The organism is Acetobacter malorum (assembly GCF_002153605.1).
Lineage (GTDB): Bacteria > Pseudomonadota > Alphaproteobacteria > Acetobacterales > Acetobacteraceae > Acetobacter > Acetobacter malorum_A.
In genome coordinates this window covers 40,372-63,298 of sequence record NZ_JOPG01000012.1, presented here as the reverse complement: position 1 = coordinate 63,298, position 22,927 = coordinate 40,372, and the positions used below count along the sequence as shown (strand labels likewise).

21 protein-coding genes are annotated in these 22,927 nt (G+C 53.9%); 14 read left to right on the top strand and 7 right to left on the bottom strand.

The window, feature by feature from the left end:
- The first annotated feature begins 94 nt into the window (after positions 1–94).
- Together HK23_RS06445 and HK23_RS06440 are read left to right on the top strand one after the other, a co-directional pair.
- The gene (locus HK23_RS06445; RefSeq protein ID WP_086653332.1) at positions 95–679 is read left to right on the top strand and encodes a nuclease-related domain-containing protein; all 585 of its coding nucleotides are present in this window, start codon (positions 95–97) and stop codon (positions 677–679) included.
- A gap of 17 nt (positions 680–696) precedes the next feature.
- Positions 697–915, top strand: coding sequence for a hypothetical protein (locus HK23_RS06440; RefSeq protein ID WP_086653331.1), 219 nt, complete (start codon positions 697–699; stop codon positions 913–915).
- A 12-nt stretch (positions 916–927) separates the two neighbouring features.
- Here the strand turns inward: HK23_RS06440 and nac are convergent, their stop codons facing one another.
- Positions 928–1,869 (bottom strand): nitrogen assimilation transcriptional regulator NAC, encoded by a 942-nt coding sequence (gene nac / locus HK23_RS06435; RefSeq protein ID WP_086653330.1) that lies wholly within the window; start codon positions 1,867–1,869, stop codon positions 928–930.
- 379 nt (positions 1,870–2,248) lie between these two features.
- Here nac and HK23_RS06430 point away from each other — a divergent pair, with 379 nt between their 5' ends.
- A complete protein-coding gene (locus HK23_RS06430; protein ID WP_086653329.1) occupies positions 2,249–3,451 on the top strand; it encodes a pyridoxal phosphate-dependent aminotransferase in 1,203 nt (400 codons plus the stop codon).
- Between the two features lie 108 nt (positions 3,452–3,559).
- Here HK23_RS06430 and HK23_RS06425 read toward each other — a convergent pair whose 3' ends face one another.
- Genes HK23_RS06425 through HK23_RS06410 form a run of 4 tightly spaced genes read right to left on the bottom strand, consistent with a single transcriptional unit; the run spans position 3,560 to position 6,607 of the window.
- The gene (locus HK23_RS06425) at positions 3,560–4,054 is read right to left on the bottom strand and encodes an acetyl-CoA carboxylase biotin carboxyl carrier protein (RefSeq protein ID WP_256940092.1); all 495 of its coding nucleotides are present in this window, start codon (positions 4,052–4,054) and stop codon (positions 3,560–3,562) included.
- Entirely contained in the window at positions 4,027–5,394 is a 1,368-nt protein-coding gene (gene accC, locus HK23_RS06420; RefSeq protein WP_086653327.1) for an acetyl-CoA carboxylase biotin carboxylase subunit, read from the bottom strand. Before accC ends, HK23_RS06425 begins: the two co-directional genes overlap by 28 nt.
- A complete protein-coding gene (gene accB / locus HK23_RS06415; protein WP_086653326.1) occupies positions 5,391–5,849 on the bottom strand; it encodes an acetyl-CoA carboxylase biotin carboxyl carrier protein in 459 nt (152 codons plus the stop codon). The genes accC and accB overlap by 4 nt, the downstream gene beginning before the upstream one ends.
- 5 nt (positions 5,850–5,854) lie before the next feature.
- Complete coding sequence (locus HK23_RS06410) at positions 5,855–6,607, bottom strand: SDR family oxidoreductase (protein WP_063907626.1); 753 nt, start codon at positions 6,605–6,607, stop codon at positions 5,855–5,857.
- A gap of 298 nt (positions 6,608–6,905) precedes the next feature.
- On the opposite strand from HK23_RS06410, the gene pxpB reads away from it, so the two are divergent.
- From pxpB to HK23_RS06355, 11 genes are all read left to right on the top strand, one after another.
- On the top strand, positions 6,906–7,607 hold the full coding sequence (pxpB, locus tag HK23_RS06405) for a 5-oxoprolinase subunit PxpB (RefSeq protein WP_086653325.1): 702 nt from the start codon (positions 6,906–6,908) through the stop codon (positions 7,605–7,607).
- Positions 7,604–8,611 carry a 5-oxoprolinase subunit C family protein gene (locus HK23_RS06400; protein WP_086653324.1) on the top strand — a complete coding sequence of 336 codons (1,008 nt, stop codon included), beginning with the start codon at positions 7,604–7,606 and terminating at the stop codon, positions 8,609–8,611. The genes pxpB and HK23_RS06400 overlap by 4 nt, the downstream gene beginning before the upstream one ends.
- Positions 8,608–9,366 (top strand): LamB/YcsF family protein, encoded by a 759-nt coding sequence (locus tag HK23_RS06395; RefSeq protein WP_086653323.1) that lies wholly within the window; start codon positions 8,608–8,610, stop codon positions 9,364–9,366. The genes HK23_RS06400 and HK23_RS06395 overlap by 4 nt, the downstream gene beginning before the upstream one ends.
- A 43-nt stretch (positions 9,367–9,409) precedes the next feature.
- Positions 9,410–10,324 carry a DMT family transporter gene (locus HK23_RS06390; protein WP_086653322.1) on the top strand — a complete coding sequence of 305 codons (915 nt, stop codon included), beginning with the start codon at positions 9,410–9,412 and terminating at the stop codon, positions 10,322–10,324.
- A 126-nt stretch (positions 10,325–10,450) separates the two neighbouring features.
- The gene (locus HK23_RS06385) at positions 10,451–11,671 is read left to right on the top strand and encodes an MFS transporter (RefSeq protein ID WP_086653321.1); all 1,221 of its coding nucleotides are present in this window, start codon (positions 10,451–10,453) and stop codon (positions 11,669–11,671) included.
- 236 nt (positions 11,672–11,907) lie between these two features.
- Positions 11,908–14,391 (top strand): TonB-dependent receptor plug domain-containing protein, encoded by a 2,484-nt coding sequence (locus tag HK23_RS06380; RefSeq protein ID WP_086653320.1) that lies wholly within the window; start codon positions 11,908–11,910, stop codon positions 14,389–14,391.
- 138 nt (positions 14,392–14,529) lie between these two features.
- Positions 14,530–15,990 (top strand): aspartate ammonia-lyase, encoded by a 1,461-nt coding sequence (locus tag HK23_RS06375; protein ID WP_086653319.1) that lies wholly within the window; start codon positions 14,530–14,532, stop codon positions 15,988–15,990.
- 175 nt (positions 15,991–16,165) lie between these two features.
- On the top strand, positions 16,166–16,561 hold the full coding sequence (locus HK23_RS06370; protein WP_086653318.1) for a DUF2946 family protein: 396 nt from the start codon (positions 16,166–16,168) through the stop codon (positions 16,559–16,561).
- Between the two features lie 75 nt (positions 16,562–16,636).
- Positions 16,637–18,430 (top strand): copper resistance system multicopper oxidase, encoded by a 1,794-nt coding sequence (locus tag HK23_RS06365; RefSeq protein WP_086653317.1) that lies wholly within the window; start codon positions 16,637–16,639, stop codon positions 18,428–18,430.
- Entirely contained in the window at positions 18,427–19,242 is an 816-nt protein-coding gene (locus HK23_RS06360) for a copper resistance protein B (RefSeq protein WP_179193822.1), read from the top strand. The genes HK23_RS06365 and HK23_RS06360 overlap by 4 nt, the downstream gene beginning before the upstream one ends.
- Before the next feature lie 30 nt (positions 19,243–19,272).
- The gene (locus HK23_RS06355; protein ID WP_086653315.1) at positions 19,273–19,590 is read left to right on the top strand and encodes a hypothetical protein; all 318 of its coding nucleotides are present in this window, start codon (positions 19,273–19,275) and stop codon (positions 19,588–19,590) included.
- Positions 19,591–19,610: 20 nt separating this feature from the next.
- Here HK23_RS06355 and HK23_RS06350 read toward each other — a convergent pair whose 3' ends face one another.
- On the bottom strand, positions 19,611–19,955 hold the full coding sequence (locus tag HK23_RS06350; protein ID WP_086653314.1) for a metal-sensitive transcriptional regulator: 345 nt from the start codon (positions 19,953–19,955) through the stop codon (positions 19,611–19,613).
- Positions 19,956–20,051: 96 nt separating this feature from the next.
- On the bottom strand, positions 20,052–22,850 hold the full coding sequence (locus tag HK23_RS06345; RefSeq protein ID WP_179193821.1) for a porin family protein: 2,799 nt from the start codon (positions 22,848–22,850) through the stop codon (positions 20,052–20,054).
- Between the last annotated feature and the right edge of the window lie 77 nt (positions 22,851–22,927).

The following is a 22,927-nucleotide window of genomic DNA, read 5'->3' as shown; positions in this document are numbered from 1 at the left end:
AGGCCGGCGGCTGGCACAGCAACACTCTCCAAAGCCGGGGCCTAGTGGCCAAAATACTAAAATTCAGACTTGAAACGAGTGTCTTGTGTACCCCTTGCTTGCTCTGATTGTGGCAGCTTTTATTTGCTACTCTTATTTCTGGTCCATCCTTGAATGGGGACTAATTGGCGGGGTCATTTATGGCCTCTATCGGTTTGTCACAATGCTGGTGGCATCCCAGGATCGGCAAACCCAAAGACCTCATTCTTCCTTTAGACCTTCAGCCTTCCAGGCAGAGAGTGATGCTCCTCTGCCGACACTTACGGATGAAGCACCATCTGCTGATGCAGTCATTGAAGAAGTTGATGACGCCCTCGAAAATGAAGCGGCTTTAAAAGTTGGGAAAGAGGGAGAACTGCGCGTTGATCGTATTTTGAAAACGGTGGCTATGGATCATCTAACAGATGTCTATCTGGAAGATGATCGTGGCCTGACACAGATCGATCATATTGCAAAAATGCCGTGGGGACTGGTGGTGATTGAAACCAAAACCTATGGCGGGTTTATTTCAGGCAGTCGAAACTATCAGGAATGGAAGCAAAGCTTTTGTCTGGTTGGAAATGATAAATATTATCTATTCCAAAATCCAGTTTGCCGAATTTCCGACATCTTACTGCCGTTAAACATGTTACCGGCTTAAATGATCATGTCTTTCCTATGGTGGTGTTTGCAGGCTCAGCCCGCACAAGTCGACGTGTGCATAATCAGATTGTCCGAATCAAACATCTGAAAACAATATTACGCCAGCGTCCCACAACTGATTATCTGCCGGACTGGAAACGTGATGCAGCGTGGGATGCTTTGAAGCGCCACGTCAACGCCAACAGCGGACGGGCAGCAGAACATCTTGAGCAGCTTAAAAAGCGCTCACACTAATTTTTAAAGCTGTCAGGTATCCATGACTTTGGTGCCGGGCCAGTTTTGTGAGGCAACCATGCTTTTAGCGAGTTCAATAAGAATTTCGCGTACAGCCAGTCCTGCTTCTGTTTCAGGAATACTCTCCGGAACACACAGAGAAACGTCTTCCTGAATGACGGGGCTACACAGTTCGCACACGCGGGATTTGCCCGGTACAATAATTTTACTCGCGACCGACCATGGCAGAATTGTACAACCGATTCCCGCAGCAACTGCGTCCTGAAGAGTCAGCAGGGCTTCAACTTCTGCGACAATATTGGGGGTGATCTGCTTCCGGGCAAAAGCCATATTGATGCGTTTGCGCACAAAATTGTAGTCTGGGGGCAGCAGTAACGGTACTTCCGTAAGCTCAGACAATTTAACTGGCGACGAAAGATTTTCTGCAAAAGAAGACTCTTCTGGCACTACCAGAAAGAAATCTTCCTTCATCAGCGGTGTAAAATGCACGCCTTTAATGGGGCCTGCACCATGAATAACGGCCATATCCAATCGGCCGGTCATGACCATCTCACTATAGATATCGTCAAAACTTTCCGTCAGATGCAGGGTAATGCCCGGCAGTCTGGTGCGCACTTCCTTGAGGAGTGCAAGAGAGAGGGTGGATCCGGAAGAATAGGGTGAAAGCCCAACGGAGACCTTGCCAACAAGAGGGCCACCACCATTGCTGATCTCCGTCATGGCACGATCAAGCTGTTTTATGATGGTCTGGGAATGGCGATAGAGTTCCAGCCCGGCGGCTGTGGGGGTTACGCCCATCTTGCTGCGGATCAACAGTTTCTGTTTGAAGGCAGTTTCAAGCGAGGCAAGCTGCTGGCTCAGCGCAGGCTGTGCAATATTCAGGATATCAGCCGCGCGGGAAATGCTGCCAATATCAATAATTTTTACGAACGCCTGTAACCGCCGAATATCCACGTTGCTTTCTCCATGCGCCGTATTTAACCTGATTTCTAACGAATTTGTGAATGTCCGTCAATAAATACAAAGTTGTTGTTCTGGAAATTAGGTTTAATAGAATAGATATTGTAATGACTTTATTTATATAAATAAAATACGCACAATAAAAACCAAAAATCAGACATTATTTTTTACAAAACACACATTGGGAGTTTTCTTCAGTCCGCAATTTATAGACAAATACATGTTATTTCGTGTCATAGAATTCTTGTATGGGGATAGATGTTTTTCAATGCTATCTCCAGCATGGGCGTTGGGCATAAATTCATTTCATATCGATAATTCACTGACTTCTCTCTTGGGATTTCCGGAGCGAAGCTTTCGGAGTGCGTGTGTGATGCCTGGCTTAGCGGATCGACTGAACGGAATTTCCATTTCTGCTTCGGCAGCAATGACGGATAAAGCAACGGCGCTGAAGGCCGAAGGTCTTCGGGTTATCAGCCTCTCCTCTGGTGAGCCGGATTTTCCGACCCCGCCGCACGTTGTGGAAGCTGCTGTTGAGGCTGCACGCGCAGGGGATACCAAATATCCACCTCAGGCCGGAAAGCCGGCGCTCAAGAAGGCCGTTCGTAATAAGTTCCTGCGGGAAAATAATCTGGATTACGCGCTGGATGAAATCTTGATTGCCAATGGCGGCAAGCAGATCATTTTCGATGCGATTATGGCAACCTGTAATTCAGGTGATGAAGTTGTGCTGCCCACCCCGTACTGGATTAGCTACGCGGATCAGGCGCGTCTGGCTGGCGCAAGTGTCGTTCAGGTTCCGTGTAAGGAAGAAAACGGCTTTCGTCTTATTGCGGAAGACCTAGATGCCGCCATTACAGAGCGCACCAAATGGGTGATTCTGAACTTCCCCAACAATCCGTCCGGCACCTGCTGCCCGCGTGCAGATATGGAAGCGATTGCGGCTGTGCTGCTTAAGCACCCCAATGTCTGGATTATGACCGATGATATCTATGAACATCTGGTTTATGACGGCTTTGAATTCTGCACGATTGCACAGGTGGAGCCACGGCTGAAAGACCGCGTTCTGACAGTTAATGGTGTCTCCAAAGCCTACGCCATGACGGGCTGGCGCGTTGGATATGGTGGTGGACCTAAAAAGCTGATTGCCGCCATGAACAACATGCAGGGCCAGTCCACCAGCGGGATTAATACACTGGCTCAGGCCGCCGCTGTAGCCGCTCTGGAAGGCCCGCAGGATTTCCTGAAAGATCGCGCGCAGGAGTATCAGACGCGTCGTGATCTCGTTGTTGGTCTGCTAAATGCTATTCCAGGCATTCGCTGCCATAAGCCGCAGGGTGCCTTTTACGTTTACGCAGATATCAGCGCCTGCATGAACAAGGTTTCTTCTGGCGGAAAAAGCATCGCCACAGACACGGATTTTGTAATGGGACTTCTGGAAGAGCAGCAGGTTGCTACCGTGCAGGGAACAGCCTACGGCATGAGCCCGTTTTTCCGTGTTTCCTATGCGACAGATGTTGAAACACTGCGTGAAGGCTGTGAACGAATTGCCAGATTTGTTGCAGGCCTGAAGTAAAAACAAGACATGGCCCGGCAAACTTTGAAAGGTTTGCCGGATAATGAAAAACCCCGCCCTGAACAGGCGGGGTTTTCTTTTGGATATTTTGTAAAAAGTAGTCCGTAATCAGGCTGGCAGAAGAGTCAGAACCGTCTGCCCATAACCAATCAGATCACCTTCTTTTGCGACAAAATGTGCCACAGTGCCATTTTGTGGGGCTGTAATGGGAACGGTCAGTTCTCCAATTTGCAGCATGGCAACGGTATCTTCTGCTTTCACAGAACTTCCTTCTGGCGCAAACTCTTTCTTTGTAACGGGATTGCACAGCAGTACATTTCCAAAATAGGGTGCTTTCACTGGGATGTCAGTAGATGGTGCTTTTTCAGGGTGTGCAAAAGCCGGGGCATCAGAAAGGGGAGCCGTATGAGCAGGCGCGGACTCGTAGTCACCAACGCTAATGCGCAGACGCGTGCCATGGGCATTAGACAGTTCAAGGCTGCTCAGACCAGCCTCCCTGAGCCATTGGCTGATTTGCACAACATCTTCTGAATTTGGAAGGGTTTCAAAATCGGGGACGGATAAAGGCATGCTCATCAGGATTGTTCCCTTTTTTCCAGCCAATGCTCCAGATGGTGAATGTCCACCCCACCGTCCACAAATCCGGGGTCACACAGAAGTGCCTGATGGAGCGGAATGTTGGTCGAAATGGTTTCAACCTGTAGTTCGGCAAGTGCCACTTTAAGGCGGCGAATAGCCTCGTCACGCGTCGCGCCCCGTGCAATGACTTTGGCAATCAGAGAGTCATAATACGGCTGCACAACGCTCCCGGCTACAATATGCGTATCCAGACGGATGCCGGCTCCACCGGGTACATCCCACCTGCTGACCCGACCTGGGGATGGTGCAAAGGAGAACGGGTCTTCCGCGTTAATCCGGCATTCAATGGCGTGACCCGCCGTGTGAATCGCACTTTGCTCAACATCCAGCGGTTTGCCTTGCGCAATTTCAATTTGTGCACAGACAATATCAATACCGGTGGTTTCTTCCGTAACCGGATGTTCTACCTGCAGGCGCGTATTCATCTCAATGAAGGCAAAAATGCCGTCTTCATACAGGAACTCAAACGTGCCAGCGCCGCGATAGCCAATATTGCGACAGGCCTGAGCGCAGCTGGCCCCGATTTCTGCAATCAGTTCGGCCGGAATGCCGGGCGGTGGGGCTTCTTCCAGCACTTTCTGGTGACGTCGCTGGAGGGAGCAGTCTCGTGCCCCCAGCCAGAGTGCCTTACCATGAGTGTCGCACAGCACCTGAATTTCAATATGTCTGGGCTTCTGCATGAAGCGTTCCAGATACAGGGTCGGATTTCCGAAGGCCTGTTGTGCTTCCTTGCGGGTCAGGGCGACAGCCTTGATCAGCTCATCGGCTGACCACACAACCCGCATCCCGCGACCACCCCCACCGCCAGAGGCTTTGACAATCACCGGGAAGCCAACCGCATTGGCCAGATCCAGAATAGCCTGCTCGTTCTCTGGCAAGGGGCCGTCCGAACCGGGAACACAGGGGACGCCGGACGCCTGCATGGTCTGCTTGGCGGTAATCTTGTCGCCCATCAGGCGGATAGACTCAGGTGTCGGGCCGATAAAGGTTATGCCGGCTTTTTCAACGGCTTCCGCAAAATCGGCATTTTCCGACAAAAAGCCATATCCGGGATGAATTGCCGTCGCCCCCGTGACCTTGGCGGCCAGAATAATGGCATCGGCATCCAGATAGCTGCGAGCTGCGGACGCCGGTCCAATGCATAGAGCAACATCGGCTTCCAGAACGTGGCGGCTCTGGGCATCGGCTTCGGAATAGACGGCAACTGTTTCCAGTCCGAGCTGGCGGCAGGCGCGTTGAATGCGCAGGGCGATCTCACCCCGGTTGGCAATCAGGACACGGCCGAAAGAGTGGGGCGCGCTCATGACAGATGCATCAGAGGCTGATCGGCCTCAACCTCACTGCCATCAGTCACCAGAATGGCCTCAACACGGCCAGAAACTTCGGTTTTGACCGGGGTGAAAACTTTCATGGCTTCTATCAGACCTATCTGCTGTCCGACGCTCACAGTGTCTCCCACTGCTACAAAAGGCGGTGCATCCGGGGAGGGAGACAGATGGAGGGTGCCATACATGGGGGCGGTGACCACACGCTCTGCCTGAGACGGGGCCGCAGAGGCCGGAGCGGATGTAGCCGGGCCGGCAGAGGGTTCTGCTGGCGCAGCGGGTGCCAAAGGACGGGCGGGAGCAGGGGCTGCGTGTGCGGCGCCCTGCTCAGAGCGCGTGATTTTAAGAGTCTGGCCGCCTTCCGAAATCTCAAGCTCACGGAGCGGAGCACGGCCAAACAGGTCTATCAGCGCTTTGAGAGCTTGAGTGTCCATGGCTGTCAGGATTTAGCCGTTTTCTTTGCAAAGTTCAGGCCACCGACAACCTGCATGGTGGGCAGCACTTCCATGAAGCTGACATTCATGCGCTGCGGCGCAGAAATGGCAAAAGCAATGGAATTGGCAAGGTCTTCCGGAAGAAGAGAGTCGTATTCATCAAAGAAGCGGCGCTGAGCTTCTTCCATATTGCCAATCAGACGGCCAAAGACTTCCGTCTGCACGCGGGCCGGAGAGACTTCCGTCACGCGGATGTTTTTGCCGAACAGGTCACACCGCAGCTGCTGAGAGAGAGAATGTACGCCCGCCTTGGTTGCGTGATACACCGTGTTGCCGCCCGCAAACGCATAATGGCCAGCAATGGAGGTGATGTTAACGATATGGCCGCGGTCACGCGCAATCATACCCGGCAGAGCCAGACGGGTCAGTTGCAGGACGGCACGCAGGTTGATGTCCACCAGCCCGTCAATATCTTCTTCCGTCGTGTTGGTGATGTTGCCCGTGCGGGACTGGCCGGCATTGTTGATGAGAATATCAATCTCATGTTCTTTGAAGATTGCGCCCATGGCGTCCAGATCGGCCACGCTGGCAGCGTGCACAATGCAGCCGGTTTCTGCGGCCAGCTTGTCCAGGCGTTCCTTGTCACGGGCAACGGCATGCACTTCCAGCCCCAGTTCCCGCAGGCGGCGGACGGTCGCGGCACCAATGCCAGAGGAGGCGCCGGTAACAAGTGCTGTGCTGTAAGGCTGTGTCGTCATGATATGAAATATCCTGATATCTATGAACCGGAACTGCCCTGCGGCGCAGGCCAGACTTCAATAAGTCATTTCACTTTAGAGACGGAATATTCCATTGACCAAGATCAGTTCAGTCTTGCGTCATAAGATTATCCAATGTCTCCGCGTGGTATCGTGGTCATAAGATTATTGTATATCATCACAGGCAGATAATGTTGGCGGGGTTTCGCTGTCTGACCGTATCGTTACGGACGCAATATAGAACACCGCACAGGATGTTATTTGGTGGCTGCCATCTTACAGTATTGTTCCTCCGCGCATGACTGAAACCATGAGCGCGCTGAAGACAGATCAGTCTGGTGGTTCAGCGAATGAACCTGCCATCAGCATGATTGGCACGCGGGCCATGCTGTTTGAAGCGCCCGGTGCGTTTACGCTGGCCTGCCAGCGGCGGATCTGGGCATTGATGGATGCCTGTTCCGAACGCCCGGATATTGCGGAAGTCATGCCGGGTGTGACCAACCTGATGCTGATTTTCTCCATCTCGCCCGAAAATCCGGAGACAGTAGCGCACTGGTTGCGTAAGGCATGGGAGACGCTGCCGGAGAAGCACATCAAAGGCCGACTGTTTGAAGTAGCTGTGCGCTATGGCGGTGAGCTTGGATCTGACCTGCCGCGCGTTGCTGAACATTGCGGCCTGTCGCCTCAAGAGGTTATCACGCTGCATCAGGCCCCTCTTTATACAGTGTGTGCGCTTGGGAGCGTGCCGGGGTTTGGCTATCTGCATGGGCTGGACCCGCGGCTGGAAACTCCGCGAAAATCTGTTCCCTCCTTAAAAATGCTGGCTGGTACAGTCACAATTGGTGGGCCGCAAGCCGGGATTTCTGCGCTGACAGGCCCGAATGGCTGGAATTCCATCGGTTTTAGCGACCTTGTGATGTTCGACCCGGACCGCGAGCCGCCTGCGTTGTTTGAGGTGGGTGACCAGATTCGCTTTTATGCCGAAAGTATCGAAGTGTGATTACAGTTCTTGAAACTGGCGTGCTGAACAGCGTGCAGGATGCGGGCCGCTTTGGGTATCGGCATCTGGGTGTGAGCACGTCTGGCGTGATGGACCCTCTGGCGCTGCGTTGCGCGAATAGTTTGCTGGGCAATGCGCCGGAGGCTGCCTGTATTGAAGTGCAGACCTTTCCTTTTAAGGTTCGGTTCGACAAGGCTGTCAGCTTTGTCGTGACGGGCGGGGAAGGCACGATCACTCTTGGGGAACGGGTGATCCAGCCATGGTCTGTTGCCACGGCGCAGGCTGGTGATGCTTTGACGCTCGACCGTCCTTCTGTCGGGGCGCGGATGTATGTATGTGTGTGTGGCGGGATTGACGTGCCGGTTGTGCTCGGCTCCCGCAGCACGCAGTTACGTGGGGGCTTTGGTGGATATCTCGGGCGACCGTTGCAGGTAGACGATCAGCTTGCAGGCCTTGGCGGTTGTGTGCCGGATGGCTTCGGGGCTGTCCCTCCCTTGCGCGCATTGCCCGCAGCTGAGGCAGAAGAAAAAGAAAAGACCTTGACCCTGCGGGCAATTCCCGCAACGGACTATTGTCTGTTCACGGAAGAAGCGCGCACTCATTTCTGGTCTGCCTCCTGGCAGATTACAGCGCAAAGCAACCGCCTGGGCTACCGTCTGAAAGGGGGGGCTTTGAAGCTGACGCACCCTGTTGAGTTGCGTTCATACGGTGTTATTCCCGGTATTATTCAGGTTCCCCCCGCTGGTGAGCCGATTGTACAGATGGCAGATGCCAACACGGCGGGCGGTTATCCGCGCATTGCTACGGTGATCGAAGCGGATTTATGGCGTCTGGCACAGGCGCGTATTGGCAGCTTTGTGCAACTACAGTGCTGTGACCACGCAGAGGGTTTGCAAGCTATGCGGAATGAAGACGCCTATTTGCAGGCCCTTCAGGATAATGCGGCACTTTACAGAAAATCTTTTATGCGTAGGGAGGCCGGTCAGGCCGGTAAAAAATCATGAAGATTGATTTGAATGCCGATATTGGCGAGGGCTTTGGCCGCTGGACGATTGCGGATGATGCCGCGCTGATGCGTGTAATTTCATCAGCCAATATTGCCTGTGGCTTTCATGCAGGTGACCATCTGATTATGGACCGCGTTGTGCGGGCGGCCAAAGAGCATGGTGTGAGCATTGGCGCGCATCCCGGTCTGCCTGACCGGATGGGTTTTGGCCGCCGGACCATGGTTGTCAGCGCCGAAGAAATGGAAGCGATGCTGGCCTACCAGATTGGCGCGCTAAAAGGGATTGCCGCGTGTCATGGTGTACGGGTGGGCCACGTCAGCTATCATGCGGCGTTTGGTACAATGGCCAATGCGGATCAGGATCTGGCTGACCGTCTTGCCCGCGTGATTGCGCAGATTGATCCTGATCTGGTGATGCTGGCCATGGAAGGGCAGCCGATTGATCTGGCGGCCAGAAAAGCCGGTTTGCGGGTCCGTTCTCTTTTCCTGGCGGATCGCGCCTATCAGGCGAATGGAGCGCTGGTGCCGCGTGGGCTGGATGGAGCGGTCATTCACGATCTGGATAAAGTCAGGGAGCGCGTAAAGCAGTTTCTTGAAACTGGAAGCGTGACCACTATTGATGGAAAGTCTCTGCCCATTCACTCCCGCTCTATCCTTGTGCATAGCGACACGCCGGGTTCCGACAAGCTCGCACAGGCTATCGCTTCGCAGATTAAAGCGATGGGTGGCGAAATTGCGGCGGCTGAAGGATAAAAGGTTTTGAGAAGAACGCGGCAGAAACAGACCGAGAGTGACCATGCAACATAATCTTGCGCGTGGTGCGTATCTGCTGGCTCTGGCGACACTTTTTACGGCTCTTCTCAACGCCTTGCAGAAAATTACCGGTTCAACACTCTCCGTTGTTGAAATTGTTTTTTTCAGAAATCTGTTTTCTCTGCCATTTGTCGTGGTGATAGCGCTGCGCGGTGGCCTTGTTCTGAAGACTAACCATTTTGGCGGTCATGTCATCCGTTCCGTTGTCGGGTTGATCAGCATGATCATGACGGTTGTTGCTGTGACACATCTTCCGTTGGCAGAGCAGCAGGTTTTATCTTACACGCAGCCTCTTTTCCTTATTCTTCTGTCGATTCCACTCATGCATGAGCGCCCGTCTGTGCAGCGTTGGGTTGCGGTGGCTGTGGGGTTTGTGGGGGTTGTTATTGTGGCAACCGGTAAGGGGCTTCTGGGCGGCAGTCATGGCGCAGTGCCGACATGGGCGTATGCGGTTGCTCTGGCGCAAGGCGCTGTGGGAGCACTGACAACCATGCAGATCCGCCAGCTTTCCGCGACGGAAAAAAGCACAACTATCGCTATGTGGCAGGCTATTTTAATGACGGTGGCGACAGCAGCGGCCTTGCCTTTTGTCTGGCATATGCCAACGCGGGCGGACCTGCTCTGCCTTGTTGCCGTTGGCGCATTTGCCGGTATCGCACAGGTTTTGCAGACGGAAGCATTTGCCTCCGCGCAGGTTTCCGCCATTGGACCGTTTGCCTATTGCGGTCTGATATGGGCAGCGCTGATCGGCTGGATGGGTTTTGGAGAAGTTCCCGGTGTAGCCATGTTTGTCGGTGGGTTATTGATTATCGGCTCTGGTCTGTGGATGTTGCGGCATGAAAGACCAGCAAAGCAAAAAGCTATTTTAGAATCAGAATCTTCCTCCGGAGCATCTTAAAAAATCCGTAAAAAAGCACCGAAGGTATGGTGTAATCGTAATGTTCCGTTATCGTAAAAAAAGACGGGTGGGCTGTGTAAGGCCAGGGTGCCTTTCAAGGCAGAAGGTTTGAAGGGTGATCAAGCGATGAACAAGAACGCAGACTCATCACGATACGTGTTTTTTGGCATGATTTTTCTGATGTATGTCATCAGTTATGGGGATCGTGCGGCACTTTCCATTTCTTTGCCTGATCTTGGCCAGGAATTTTCGCTTTCATCTGTTCAGATGGGATGGGTCTCCTCCAGTTTTCTCTGGTCTTATTTTGTGCTGAATCTGCCCTCGACCATTCTGCTGGATAGTGTTGGTGCGCGCCTTGTGGGGAGTCTGGCGGTTTCCGTCTGGTCTTGCGCAATGATTCTGGGCGGCATGACCCGGAATGTGACGCAGTTTATTTTGACGCGTATGCTGCTTGGCGTGGGAGAAGCGCCAACATTTGGTGTGGGCGCAACCATTGTTCGCAACTGGGCCAAACCGCAGGAGCGTGGCACCGTCATGACGGTCCTGCTGACGGGCATGCAGATTGGGCTTGCTGGCGGCACAATTGCCGGAGCTTACCTGATTGCAAAAGTGGGCTGGCGTTTTGAATTTATGGCGCTCGGTATTGTTGGGCTGCTCTGGGCGCTTGCATGGTGGCTGCTTTACAGAAACCCGGAAAAATCAGACACGCAGGCGCGTGTTCGCCCTATTCGCGTTTCAGAAGTGCTGTCTCTGTTCCGCTCTTCCACATTTTGCGGCATTCTTGTTGTGCAGTGCACACAGAATTTTCTGAACTTTCTGCTAATGTCCTGGGTACCCTTTTATCTGATTCATGAACTACATCTGAATGTTCTGGGCTCCGGAAGTGGCACAGCAGGATGCTATGTGTTGGGGGCTGTCGGCGCGGTGTTTCTGGGGCGCGTGGCAGAGCATTTTGTTTTCCGCAGGAATACCGACCCCAGCCATCGGCGGTTTATTGTCGCGTTTTGTATTATCGGGAGCGCGATGATTGGCTTTCTTCCGTTCTTTCATGAAGAAATGCCGATTCTGGCAGTGTTGTCTCTTTCTCTTTGTTGCCTGATTGCGGCGAACGGGGCAAACACCGCCATGCTGGCCGATATGTTGCAGGACGGCCAGAAAATCGGATCAGTAACCGGTGTCACACTAACATTCAGTAACGCTTTTGGTCTGACGGCTCCGATTCTAACGGGTTACATCGTTGCCTGGACCGGGAACTTTAACATGGCCTGGTATCTGTGCGCGGTTGCTCTGATTGTTGCTGGCCTGATTTCCTTGATGACCGTGCGTAAGCCGATTGTTATGGAATAATTTTTCAAGATAATTTTCATTGAGTTTTTCTGGATATGAATCCCCCCGGAGGACCATGTGTGGTTGTGCGGGGGATTTTTTTATATCGAGAAGAGGGGTTTATGTTGTTAAACCCACCAGAAAATTACTTCTGAAAGCAACATATCAATATTCAATATGACGCCAAAACATAACGGAAACGTATCATAAGAAAACCAGATAAGTTTCTTAATCCGACCGGATGTCAGGGTGATGCGATGGCCAGAATATCGAAATTTGAATTGTCACTCGTCGCGAGTGTGGCGTTCGGTGCTCTTGTTCCGGCAGGAAGTAGTTTTGCAGCAAGTGCCGCATCTCCAACAGAAAAGCCTCAGAAAGTTTTTGTAAAAAAGGCAAAAGCGACCAAAACGGCCTCTGTAAAAGCTGCTCCTGCACGTAAGCGTTCAAAACCGACCCCATTGCAGGGTGGTGAAGAATCCATCGAAGTGGGCGGTCATTCTGGCAGTTCCGTCTTTTCTCCCACAACACCTAAGCACAGCACCACGCAGGTAACTGTCGTGACTGGTGCAGAACTTTTGAAAACTGGCCAGACAAACGTCTTGTCTGCTCTGGCACAGGCAAATCCGGCTATTACAACGGCAGCTCTTCCCGGTGGTGGTGCAAGCTCCTTTGTGCAGACCATGCAGTTGCGTGGTCAGTCCCCGGATGACACGCTCATTCTGGTTAACGGTCATCGCCGTCATATTGGTGCGAATTTTAACTCAAACTCTGGCACCAACTGGGGGAGTGAACCGGCTGACATCTCTCTGATACCGGTTTCCGCCATTGATCATATTGAAGTTGTGACAGAAGGTGCGTCTGCTCTGTATGGGCAGGATGCCATTGCGGGTGCCGTGAATATTGTGCTCAAGCACGATACGCATGGTGGAAGCATCAATTTTAAAAATAGCGGCTATTATGCTGGTGATGGTCAGGCTCTGGATGGCTCTGCCAATTACGGCATGGCTCTGGGTCGTAATGGCGGCTATCTTGACCTTGCTGCACAGGTTTCCCATCAGCTCCCCACTACGCGCGGTGGCGATTTTTATGGGAAACTGTTTGATGATTCCAGAAATGAAACAGCCAATCGTAATGTTCAGCGTGGCTTAGGTATTCCCAAATCTACGCTGGAAACCATTAGCGAAAATATGTCTGTGCCGATGGCGCGTGGCTTTAATTTCTATAGCACGTCCACCTTCTCTCATCGTCGTGCAAACGTGCCGGAAACCTACCGGGCTAACACCAGCTCGGATGAGTGGATCAATCCCGATCTGTATCCTGATGGCAACCAGCCTTATATTGCTATGGATCAGCTTGATTTTGAGACGGATAACGGCATCAAGGCGCGCAAGTTCGGTTTTGCGTGGGATGCTTATGTGACCTACGCGCGGGATAAGCAGAATTACAGCACCACGAATTCCGAAAACGTTTCTATTCCCGGTAGTACGCAAACATCCTTCTATGATGGCGCCTCTATTGCCACACAGCTGACGGCGGGTCTGCGTGGATCCCGTTCATTCCGTCCGGACTGGGCGCCGCGGCCGATCAATCTGCGGTTTGGTGGTGAATATCGTCACGATACCTTCCAGATGGTTGAAGGTGAGGCGTCTTCCTGGAGCGGTATGGGGGCGACTGACCATCCGGGTAACGTTCCGATGGCAGCGACGTACCAGAACCGTGATGTTTATGAAGGTAACGTCAATCTTGATTTCTACGTCACCAAGAAATGGGAATGGACGCTGGGTGGCCGTGTAGGCAGCTATAATAATATTGCTACAGTTGAAACCGGCTCTGTTGGAACCCGCTACAACTTCAACAAACGCTGGGCTATTCGTGCCAATATCAATACCGGCTATCGTCCCCCAACACTGGGTGCGCTGTCTTATTTCTATTCAGCACCATATCCCGGTTATACGGTTGACCAGATTCCGGCCAGCAGCGCCATTGCCAAATATCTTGGCGCAGGGAATATGAAGGGTGAATATTCCCGCAGCTATTCTATTGGTTTTGATGCGACCCCGGTTGATGATTTTCACGTAACGGGGAACCTGTATTATATTGCCATTAACGGCAGAATGGGCAGCACCAAGACCTATTCGGTCAACCAGAATGATTCTGAGCTTCTGGCTCTTCTGAAAAGCGCAAATCTGGAAAGTGCAACATCACTTTCCTATTATGCCAACCTGTATAACACGCAGACATTTGGCGGTGACTTTAGCGCTGATTACACCCTGCATCCGGCAAAGCTTGGTCAGTTCCGGTTTGCGATGGGGATTAACTTCTCGGATAACGAAATCCGGTCTGCAAAATCTGATCTGGTGAATGAATACACCAAGATGATGGTTCTGCATTCCGCTCCGAAAAACCGTGAACAGATCAGCATGAACTGGACCCGTGGGAAGTGGTCTGCTTCCGTGCAGGAACTGCGTTATGGGTCCATTGTCTATATGGCTGCTCCCACCGGGGCAGGGGCTGTGCCGTTCCAGCAGAATCCGGGGTTCATCACCAATCTGGAAGTTGATTATAAAATTCTTCCGCGCTGGACTGTGGGGGTGGGCGCCAACAACGTTGGTAACAAGCACCCGACACGTGTGCCGCACTCCATTGCCAACACGCAGCAGGGTTTGGCTAAATATGCGTCCTACTCTCCTTATGGGTTTAGCGGTGGCATGTATTACGTCAAAACCTCTCTGGATTTTTAACGCTGGATAAGTGTGCGCCATGGCACACGCTGTAAATTTAAGGGTATGAGCGCGCTGCCGCAGATCGGTTAACCAGAATATGGTGACAGGTCTGCGGCAGTTTTTTTTGGAAAAAACGGAGACGGGAAGGCTGTCCTGATGTCTTATAAAAACAGTGTCGATCCGAAGAGTGACAAGATGCAGCGGACTGAACGGGATAGTCTGGGTGCCTATGTTCTGCCCCGTCATGCAAGGTGGGGTGTGCATACTGCGCGTGCGGTCGACAATTTTCCGGTAACAGGAACGCCGATAGGAAAATTTCCCGATCTCATCAAAGCCCTAGTTCTGGTCAAACAGGCAGCGGCTTTGGCCAATCACCAGCTGGGTTATCTATCGCCGGAAAAGGCTGTGATGATTGAAAAGGCCTGTCAGGAAATTAGTCAGAACCTTCCGTTATATTTAACAGATTTTAAGGTCGATGTTCTGCAAGGCGGGGCTGGAACCTCAACCAATATGAACGCCAATGAAGTGGTGGCGAATGTTGGGCTTCTGGCATCAGGCCTTCAGGCCGGGCAATATGACAGTCTGCATCCGAATGATGATGTGAACATGTCTCAGTCCACCAATGACGTGTATCCGACAGCTGTTAAAATTTCCGTCTGTTTTGCTTTGCGCTCTTTCCTGCCGTCTCTGAAAAATCTGGTGAATGCGTTTGAGGAAAAAGCTGAAGAATTTAAGGCTGTCCTGAAAATAGGCCGCACACAGTTGCAGGATGCTGTTCCGATGACTTTGGGGCAGGAGTTTAAAGCTTATGCCGGAACTCTGCGGAAGGAAATTGCCGCTGTTGAAGGACTGGTGCCGCAGCTTTCTGAAATCAATCTGGGTGGGACTGCGATCGGCACCGGGATTAACTGTGACCCACGTTATGGCGCACTGGTAACGGCCCATTTGTCTGATCTGTGTGGTTTTCCACTAAAGCAGGCTGACAACCTGATTGAAGCGACATCTGATGTCGGGGCGTTTGTGACCTGCTCAAGTGTCTTGAAGCGACTGGCTATCAAGATCTCCAAAATTGCGAATGACCTGCGCCTGCTGTCCAGCGGGCCGCGTGCCGGGCTGGGGGAAATTGTTCTGCCTGCTGCACAGGCTGGCTCGTCCATCATGCCGGGTAAGATCAATCCGGTTATTCCGGAAATGGTCAATCAGGTGGCCTTTATGGTGATCGGGCATGATGCAACCGTCTCATTCTGTGCGGAAGGCGGTCAGCTCCAGCTGAATGCGTTTGAACCCGCCATGGGCTACTGCATTCTGGATTCCATTCAGATGATGAACAACGCCTTCGAGGTTCTGGCCGAAAAGTGCGTGCGCGGGATTCGTGCGAACAAAGAGCGGTGTCTGGAGCAGGTTCAGAACAGTATCGGCATTATTACTGCCTTTGTACCAGTGCTCGGGTATGAGCTGTGCGCATCCATAGCCAAACAGGCTTTGGCTGAGAACCGGCTGGTGGCCGATGTGCTGAAGGAGCGTGTGCCGATGTCCCCCGATCTGCTGACGGATCTGCTGAAGCCGGAAGCCATGACGGCCCCGTTGCGCAAACAGAGAAGCACACAGGCCAGTTGATTTAAAATCAAGGCAGGGATGAGGTGTGCTGAGCGTGCGTCTGCGGACGAGAGAAGAGGCTGTCACGCGGATAACCTGTCGCTGATCATCTGGAGAAAAGGCTTTTCGTTTATTCCCCCCATGGGTATGAAGGGCGATACGTTTGCATTCTCGCGTCTGAGCACAGGAGCCCTGAATGGTCAGGACACAGGCCCGGATATGGATTGGTCTGCTGGCCTGCCTGCTGATGCAGGTGGGGCTGCTGGCGGGTATTTCCCCTGCACAGGCCCAGAGAGAAGCGCAGGCGCATCATGCCATGATGCATCACATGGCCACCATCTGCTCCGATGCGGACGCGATGGATGATGGGCAGTGCATGATGACGCATCCTGATGCTCACCCTATGCCGCATGGTGACAAATGCTGCCATGTCCATGTTGCCGCGACAGATATTCCCGCTCCTGCGGAAGCGTTGTATCCGGGTTTACGCTCTTTTGGGAAAGCGCAGCCTTTCAGCATGTCGGCACAAACAGGGTTTGCCGGAGCTGACTGGCTTCCTCCACTGAGACCCCCCAGAATTCTGAACAGCTAGGCGCTGACAGGCGTCCTCTGTCCCGTTTCCTACTGGGGAACGGGGTGTTGCGTGTGACTGTTTGGATTTTTCAGCATGTTTTCTTCGTCCCGTTTACGGGGCGGCCTGACACGTCGTCGGTTTGTGACGGGGGTGGGGGCTGGCGGCCTGATGGCAGCGCTTCCACATCCGGCACGTTCTGCGAGTGCCGCATTGCCTGCCGGTCTTATCCCGGCAGAGCCTTCGGCAACGTGGGATCTGCGAGTTGGCCGCACCCATATTGAAATTGACCATAAGGCTCTGAACGCTCCCTGCATTGGCGGCACGGTGCCCGGCCCTGTGTTGCGCTGGCGGCAGGGGGATACTGTGGCGGTGAATGTCACCAACACGCTCAGGCATGAGGATACGTCTATCCACTGGCACGGTATTCGTCTGCCATCGGAAATGGATGGGGTCCCGGGCCTGAGCTTTACCGGTATTAAACCCGGTGAGACATTTACCTATCGCTTCAGGCTGCATCAAAGCGGCACATACTGGTACCATAGTCATTCCGGCATGCAGGAAGCGCAGGGGCTTTACGGGGCGGTGGTGATTGACCCCATCCATCCGGACCCCAATGCGTGTGACCGGGACTATGTCATCCTGCTGTCCGAATGGACGGATGTGTCCCCCATGGACATGATTAACAACCTCAAGATGCAGGATGACTACTACGTCTTCCGTCAGCGCACGGCGGCTTCTTTCCCGAAGGAAGCGCGCGAGGCGGGCAGTGCTCTGGCTGCCCTGAAGGATCGGCTGGCCTGGTCCCGCATGCGGATGGCGGCCACGGATATCTCGGATGTGACCGGCATTATCTACACCTACCTGCTGAACGGTCACGCCCCGGATGCGAACTGGAACGGCCTGTTCCGTCCCGGTGAGCGGGTGCGTCTGCGGTTTATCAACGGGTCTTCCATGACCTTTTTTGATATTCGTATTCCCGGTCTGGAAATGCTGGTGGTGCAGGCGGACGGGAACGATGTGGAGCCTGTGCCCGTCGATGAATTTCGCATTGGTGTGGCGGAAACCTACGATGTGATCGTGCAGCCGAAGGAGGATCGCGCTTACACCATTTTTGCGCAAAGTGAGGACAGAACCGGCTTTGCCCGCGGCACACTGGCTCCGCGTGCGGGCATGGCTGGTCCGGTGCCACCGATGGACCCGCGCCCTGTGCGCACCATGATCGACATGGGGATGGGGAACATGAAGCCCGGTGAGAGCATGTCCGGCATGGAGATGGGCAGTAAGGACATGTCCGCAGGCAGTATGGCGGGTATGGACATGCACGGTATGGATATGAGCCATATGAACCACACCATGCCGCCTATTGAGGTCGATGACCCCGGCCCTCCGCCCATCAATGTGGAAAACCAGAACGTGGCGGTCATGCCGGTTGACCGGCTGGGCAGCCCCGGTGACGGGCTGGAACAGAATGGCCGTCGGGTGCTGAACTACAAGCAGTTGCGGGCTACCCGACCGGGAGCAGATCCGCGCCCTCCGTCCCGCGAAATCATCTTGCATCTGACAGGCAATATGGAGCGGTATATCTGGGGTTTTAACGGTCGGAAATTTTCAGAATCCGGCCCGATCCGCCTGAAAAAAGGGGAGCGGGTTCGCTTTACGCTGATTAATGACACCATGATGGAGCACCCTATCCATCTGCACGGTTTGTGGAGTGAACTGGAAAATGGGCAGGGCGATTTTCGGCCCTACAAACACACGCTTATTTCGCAGCCAGGGTCTCAGATGAGTTATCTGGTCACGGCGGATGTGCCGGGCATGTGGGCGTATCATTGCCACCTGATGCTCCATATGGATCTGGGCATGTTCCGCACGGTAATTGTGGAATGAGGCGCCTTGTTTTGATGGGGGCGTGTCTGGTCGCACCGGCGCTGGCCGTGCCTCCAGGACATGCGGCGGACAATACCCCGGCTGCACCTGCGTCCAATGTTGCCGGCGCGCGCTACCATGCGGCGGATGCCCCCTCTGCCACGCCTGTCGTGTATCTGGGCAATATCAATCCGGTCATGGATCAGGAGAGCTACTTCCACGGCATCATGAATGAGCTTGAAGGACGTTACGCACCCGGCGGGACGGATTTCCGCTGGGATGGTGAGGCCTGGTATGGGTCTGACTACAACAAGGTCTGGCTGAAAACCGAAGGCACGCTGGAACGGGGTCGCCTGCATGATGGGGATCACGAACTGCTCTATAGCCGCGCTATTTCCCCCTACTTCAACCTTCAGGGAGGCGTGCGTGCGGATATTGATGATGGCCCGACGCGCACATGGGGCGCGTTCGGTGTGCAGGGGCTGGCGCTGTATCAGTTTGAAGTGCAGGCCACGGCGTATGTTAGTGACCGCGGGCGTTTTGCCGCCCGGCTGGAAGGTTCTTACGATTTTCTGCTGACCAATCGCCTTATTCTTCAGCCTCAGGCCGAGTTCAATCTTTACACAAAGTCGGATGCCGGGCGGCAGGTGGGAGCGGGTCTATCAGATGTCGATGCCGGTTTGCGCCTGCGCTACGAGTTGTGGCGGAAGTTCGCGCCCTACGTTGCCGTCACTTATTCCGGATATCTCACGCAGGCCCGCCGGATTGTGCATGACCAGGGCGGCGAGACGGGCACAGTGCGTTTTACTGTGGGGATTCGGAGCTGGTTCTGAAGTTTTCTTGTTATAAAAAGGATATACTCAATGCGGTCTTCTTTTTTTGCTGTTGCAGCGTTTCTATTTACCGGTGTCGCACAGGCTGAGCCGATGCAGATGGGGCCGGGACAGACTATGGGGGATATGAAAAAGGAAGCGCCCAAACAGACGGCTCCGCAGGGCATGGAAAGCCTGAGTATGGAGCAGCAAATGGCAGTTTGCAGCAGGATTCAAACCCTGCAAAAACAGGGAAAAACGCTGACTGCGACCATGACGGAGCAGAAAGCCACCTGCGACAAAATGAATGGTAGCATGAGCGCGCCTGCATCTACTCAGCCAGCACCGGATGCCACGTTGGAACGCTAAACCGGAAGAGGGGAAGGAGCTTACCGGATCATTCTGCGCACAACGCGCAGCAGTTCCTCAATAGCTTCTTCTCCACCATCTTCCTGCACAGCCTTGCGCACGCAGCCATTGGCATGGGTTGAGAGAATTTCGGTTGCAACACCATCCAGCGCGGACTTCACGGCAGAAATCTGCATGAGGATGTCTACACAATAGCGATCCTGTTCCACCATGTTCAGCACACCGCCAACCTGTCCTTCAATACGGCGCAGCCGGTTGGTCAGAGCTTTTTTGTGGGGTTGCTGCACGCGCTTGTCGGCCGTTCCCTCGCTCTCACAGGTGTCACATTTTGCCGGGGCGAGTGTGGCCCGGGATTGCGTTGCCATGGTGTCCCCTTTCTCTCTGTGGCGCCTTTCCTAGCAGGTCATCTCTTATCCCGCTATCCGTAGGCAAATATGAGATGCCAGTCCTAAGAGCGGCGGTTACACTGTTTTACGGATGGAAAATGTAATAGTGCGGCCAAGCGGGTCCATAAAGGCAGGCTGATAGCCCGCAGGTGTTGAGCCCTTTCCATTATGGACATGGATGCGCTCATTAAAAACATTGTCCACGGATAAAAACAGACGGAAGTTTTTTGCCCATTTCCGGTCTTCCCAATGGGGCAACTCACCCAGATCAGCAAACACGGTGGCGTCGAGTGTGCCCAGCGCGCTGAAATACAGGCTGTCAGACGGGGAGGATGCCAGAGTGGACGTGCCAGCCTGCCATTTTCCGACCAGCCGGACACCAATGCCTTTATCATAGATACCGCCCTGAAGTTCCATTTCATGCCGGGGCTGACCGCCCAGACCACTGATGGTGCCGCCCCGGAGCAGATTGATGGCGGGCAGGCCGGACCGCAGCGTGACAGTATCCTGCAAGCGCCAGACCTGTGTGGCGACCAGATAAATCCGGCCATGCGCTTTTTTCGATTTACCGTGCCTGTCTGTCCCGCTGCCTTGTAACGGCTGGGAGAAGGACAGAGTGGCGTTCCACTCGCTCCGGCTTTCGCTGTCCGCATTGACCGGCCGGATATCAACACTTTCCAGAATGCCATCCGTATTGCGCTGGAAGCGGTCCGGAAAGGCGCTCTCGATCGCAGCGGTTGCCGTTGGCAGGGAGAGGATGGTGTTGTGGGTTGTATCATGCACGTAGTTTACATGCAGGCGTGCCCCGGTGATGTAGGGCAGGGTGATTAACGTCCCCAGACTGATTTCATGCCGGCTGGTGGCTTTCAGGTTCGGGTTACCGCCAGACAGGCTGGTGACCTGCACGGATTGCCCGGTGACATAGTCATAGGTTGTTACATTCGGAGTCTGGATGGTGGGGGCGACAAGCTGAGACGCTGTTGGCGCTTCCTGACTATTGGTAATGGAAAATGGAAACTGCACCCATGAGAGAGGTGCCCATGTCACACCTCCGCCAATGGTGCCCAGTGTGCCAAATTGTGACACCTGATTGACGGCTGCGTTCACATTCCCATCCAGTTTCCCCAAAAAGGACAGCACATGCTTGTTTCTGTTGGCTATGGGGATATCGGCATTGAACTGGAACGTGCCAACGTCCCGCCGGATGTGGCTGTAAGAGCGCACTGCCTTGACTGAGGAAACAGCGTTCTGGTCCGTCAGGGCACCAGTGAGGGAAAGGCTGGTTGCAACATCGCCTGCTGGCAGGGCAAAGACATTTCCAGACATCAGGCCGCTGATCTGCCCGTTATTGCTGGTGGTGTGGCCGGTGTTCAGGGTGCGTTGAGACAGCATACTGGCCGGAAAGGCAGAAAACGGATTGAGAGCGGCGCTGCCGTCCGTCAGATCCGTCTGGATAGTTTGCAGATTGAGGCCGGTCTGGCTGCTGGTTGTTATTTCCGACCGATCATAGCTGCCCGTGCTGTTCCACTTCCAGTTCCCCACATCGCCATCAAACTTCAGGCCGGCATGGGCTGTTTCTGTGTGCACTTTCTGGCGGAGGGGAGAAGTTTCTGTAAAATTCCTGTACAGCAGACTGTCTTCTGAAAAAGGAGAAAACGGATTACTGGCCGGAAGGGTCAGAATGCCGCGTGCCGGGCCTTGCAGGCTGTGCTGGTCCTGGCGGGTGTAGGTCAGGTTCAGGGAAGACGTGACTGTTTTGAAAATCTGCCCGGCAATAACACCATTAAGTGTCAGCTTTTGTACACTCGGCTGAAGGGTGTAGGCCGAGGCATCCCCGTTGCTGTGCGGCAGGTTAGCGTAAGGCAGAAAATCCTGAAGTGTCGGTATCTGCGAACTGGCCAGTAAAGGCGCACCCGCGACGGTGACAGGCGTGCCTGCCAGCATATCCAGCGTTGGGTCCAGACTGCCGCCATTTGCTGCGATGACATTGCCGGCATTGGCATACAGTCCGCTGGCTCGCGCAGGCACCACGCCACGCTGGCTGTCTTTCAGCTCGGCCTGATCAGAATAGCGGGCACTCAGATTGATCCGCCGTTCTCCATCCAGTTTTGTATAACTGATGGAGGGCGCGCCTGTTTCTCCGCCGCCATCTGTGGATGTGGTGCCACTCAAACGTGTGCGGAAGGCACGGAAATGCTCGACCGTGATAATATTCACTACGCGCTGTGTGGCGGAATAGCCGTATTTCAGGGCTTCCTCTTCGGTAAAGATCTCCACATGGTCGATGGATTCAAAGGGCAGATCCTGAAGTTCCTGCATGCCCGAAACACGTTTGCCATTCAGCAGGATGACAGGTCCACTTCCTCCGGCTCCGCGCCCGGAGCGTGTTTCCGGGGAAATCGCTGTCAGCAGGTCAGACGCGGAATCTACGCCATAGGCCCGGATTTCATCAGCCTTGATCTGCATGATCGGTTTGAGATGCCCCAGCGCCTCGCCACGGGCTTTGTGCCCAACCACATCAATATTTTCAGTTTTTGGGCTGGACGGTGTCTGGGGATTTTCAGAGGCGGTGCTGGTGCTGGTGCTGGTGCTGGTGCTGGTGCTGGTGCTGGTGCTGGTGCTGGTGCTGGTGCTGGTGCTGGCGGCTGATTGCGCCAGTGCGGGCTGTATCGCACTTACCAGACCAAAGGCGCTCGCCAGAACTGTCGGCGCAATGAGCCGCACGGACCGTGATGGTGTAAAAGGTCTGCAGGGCAGGGCACGAAGCAGAAGAACTGGCATGAACTCAGACAAAGGATAGGGCGCAGAAGCGGAGTGTAGACAGGCATTTCCGGGAACCATGCCGGGGTTGTGGCAGGAGACCGGGGTCGTCATATAAGGCCCTCTCCTGACCGGGAGCATCTTGCATTATTGGCAGGCTGGCTCTTACAGCAGAGAGAGGCGTTGGTCTT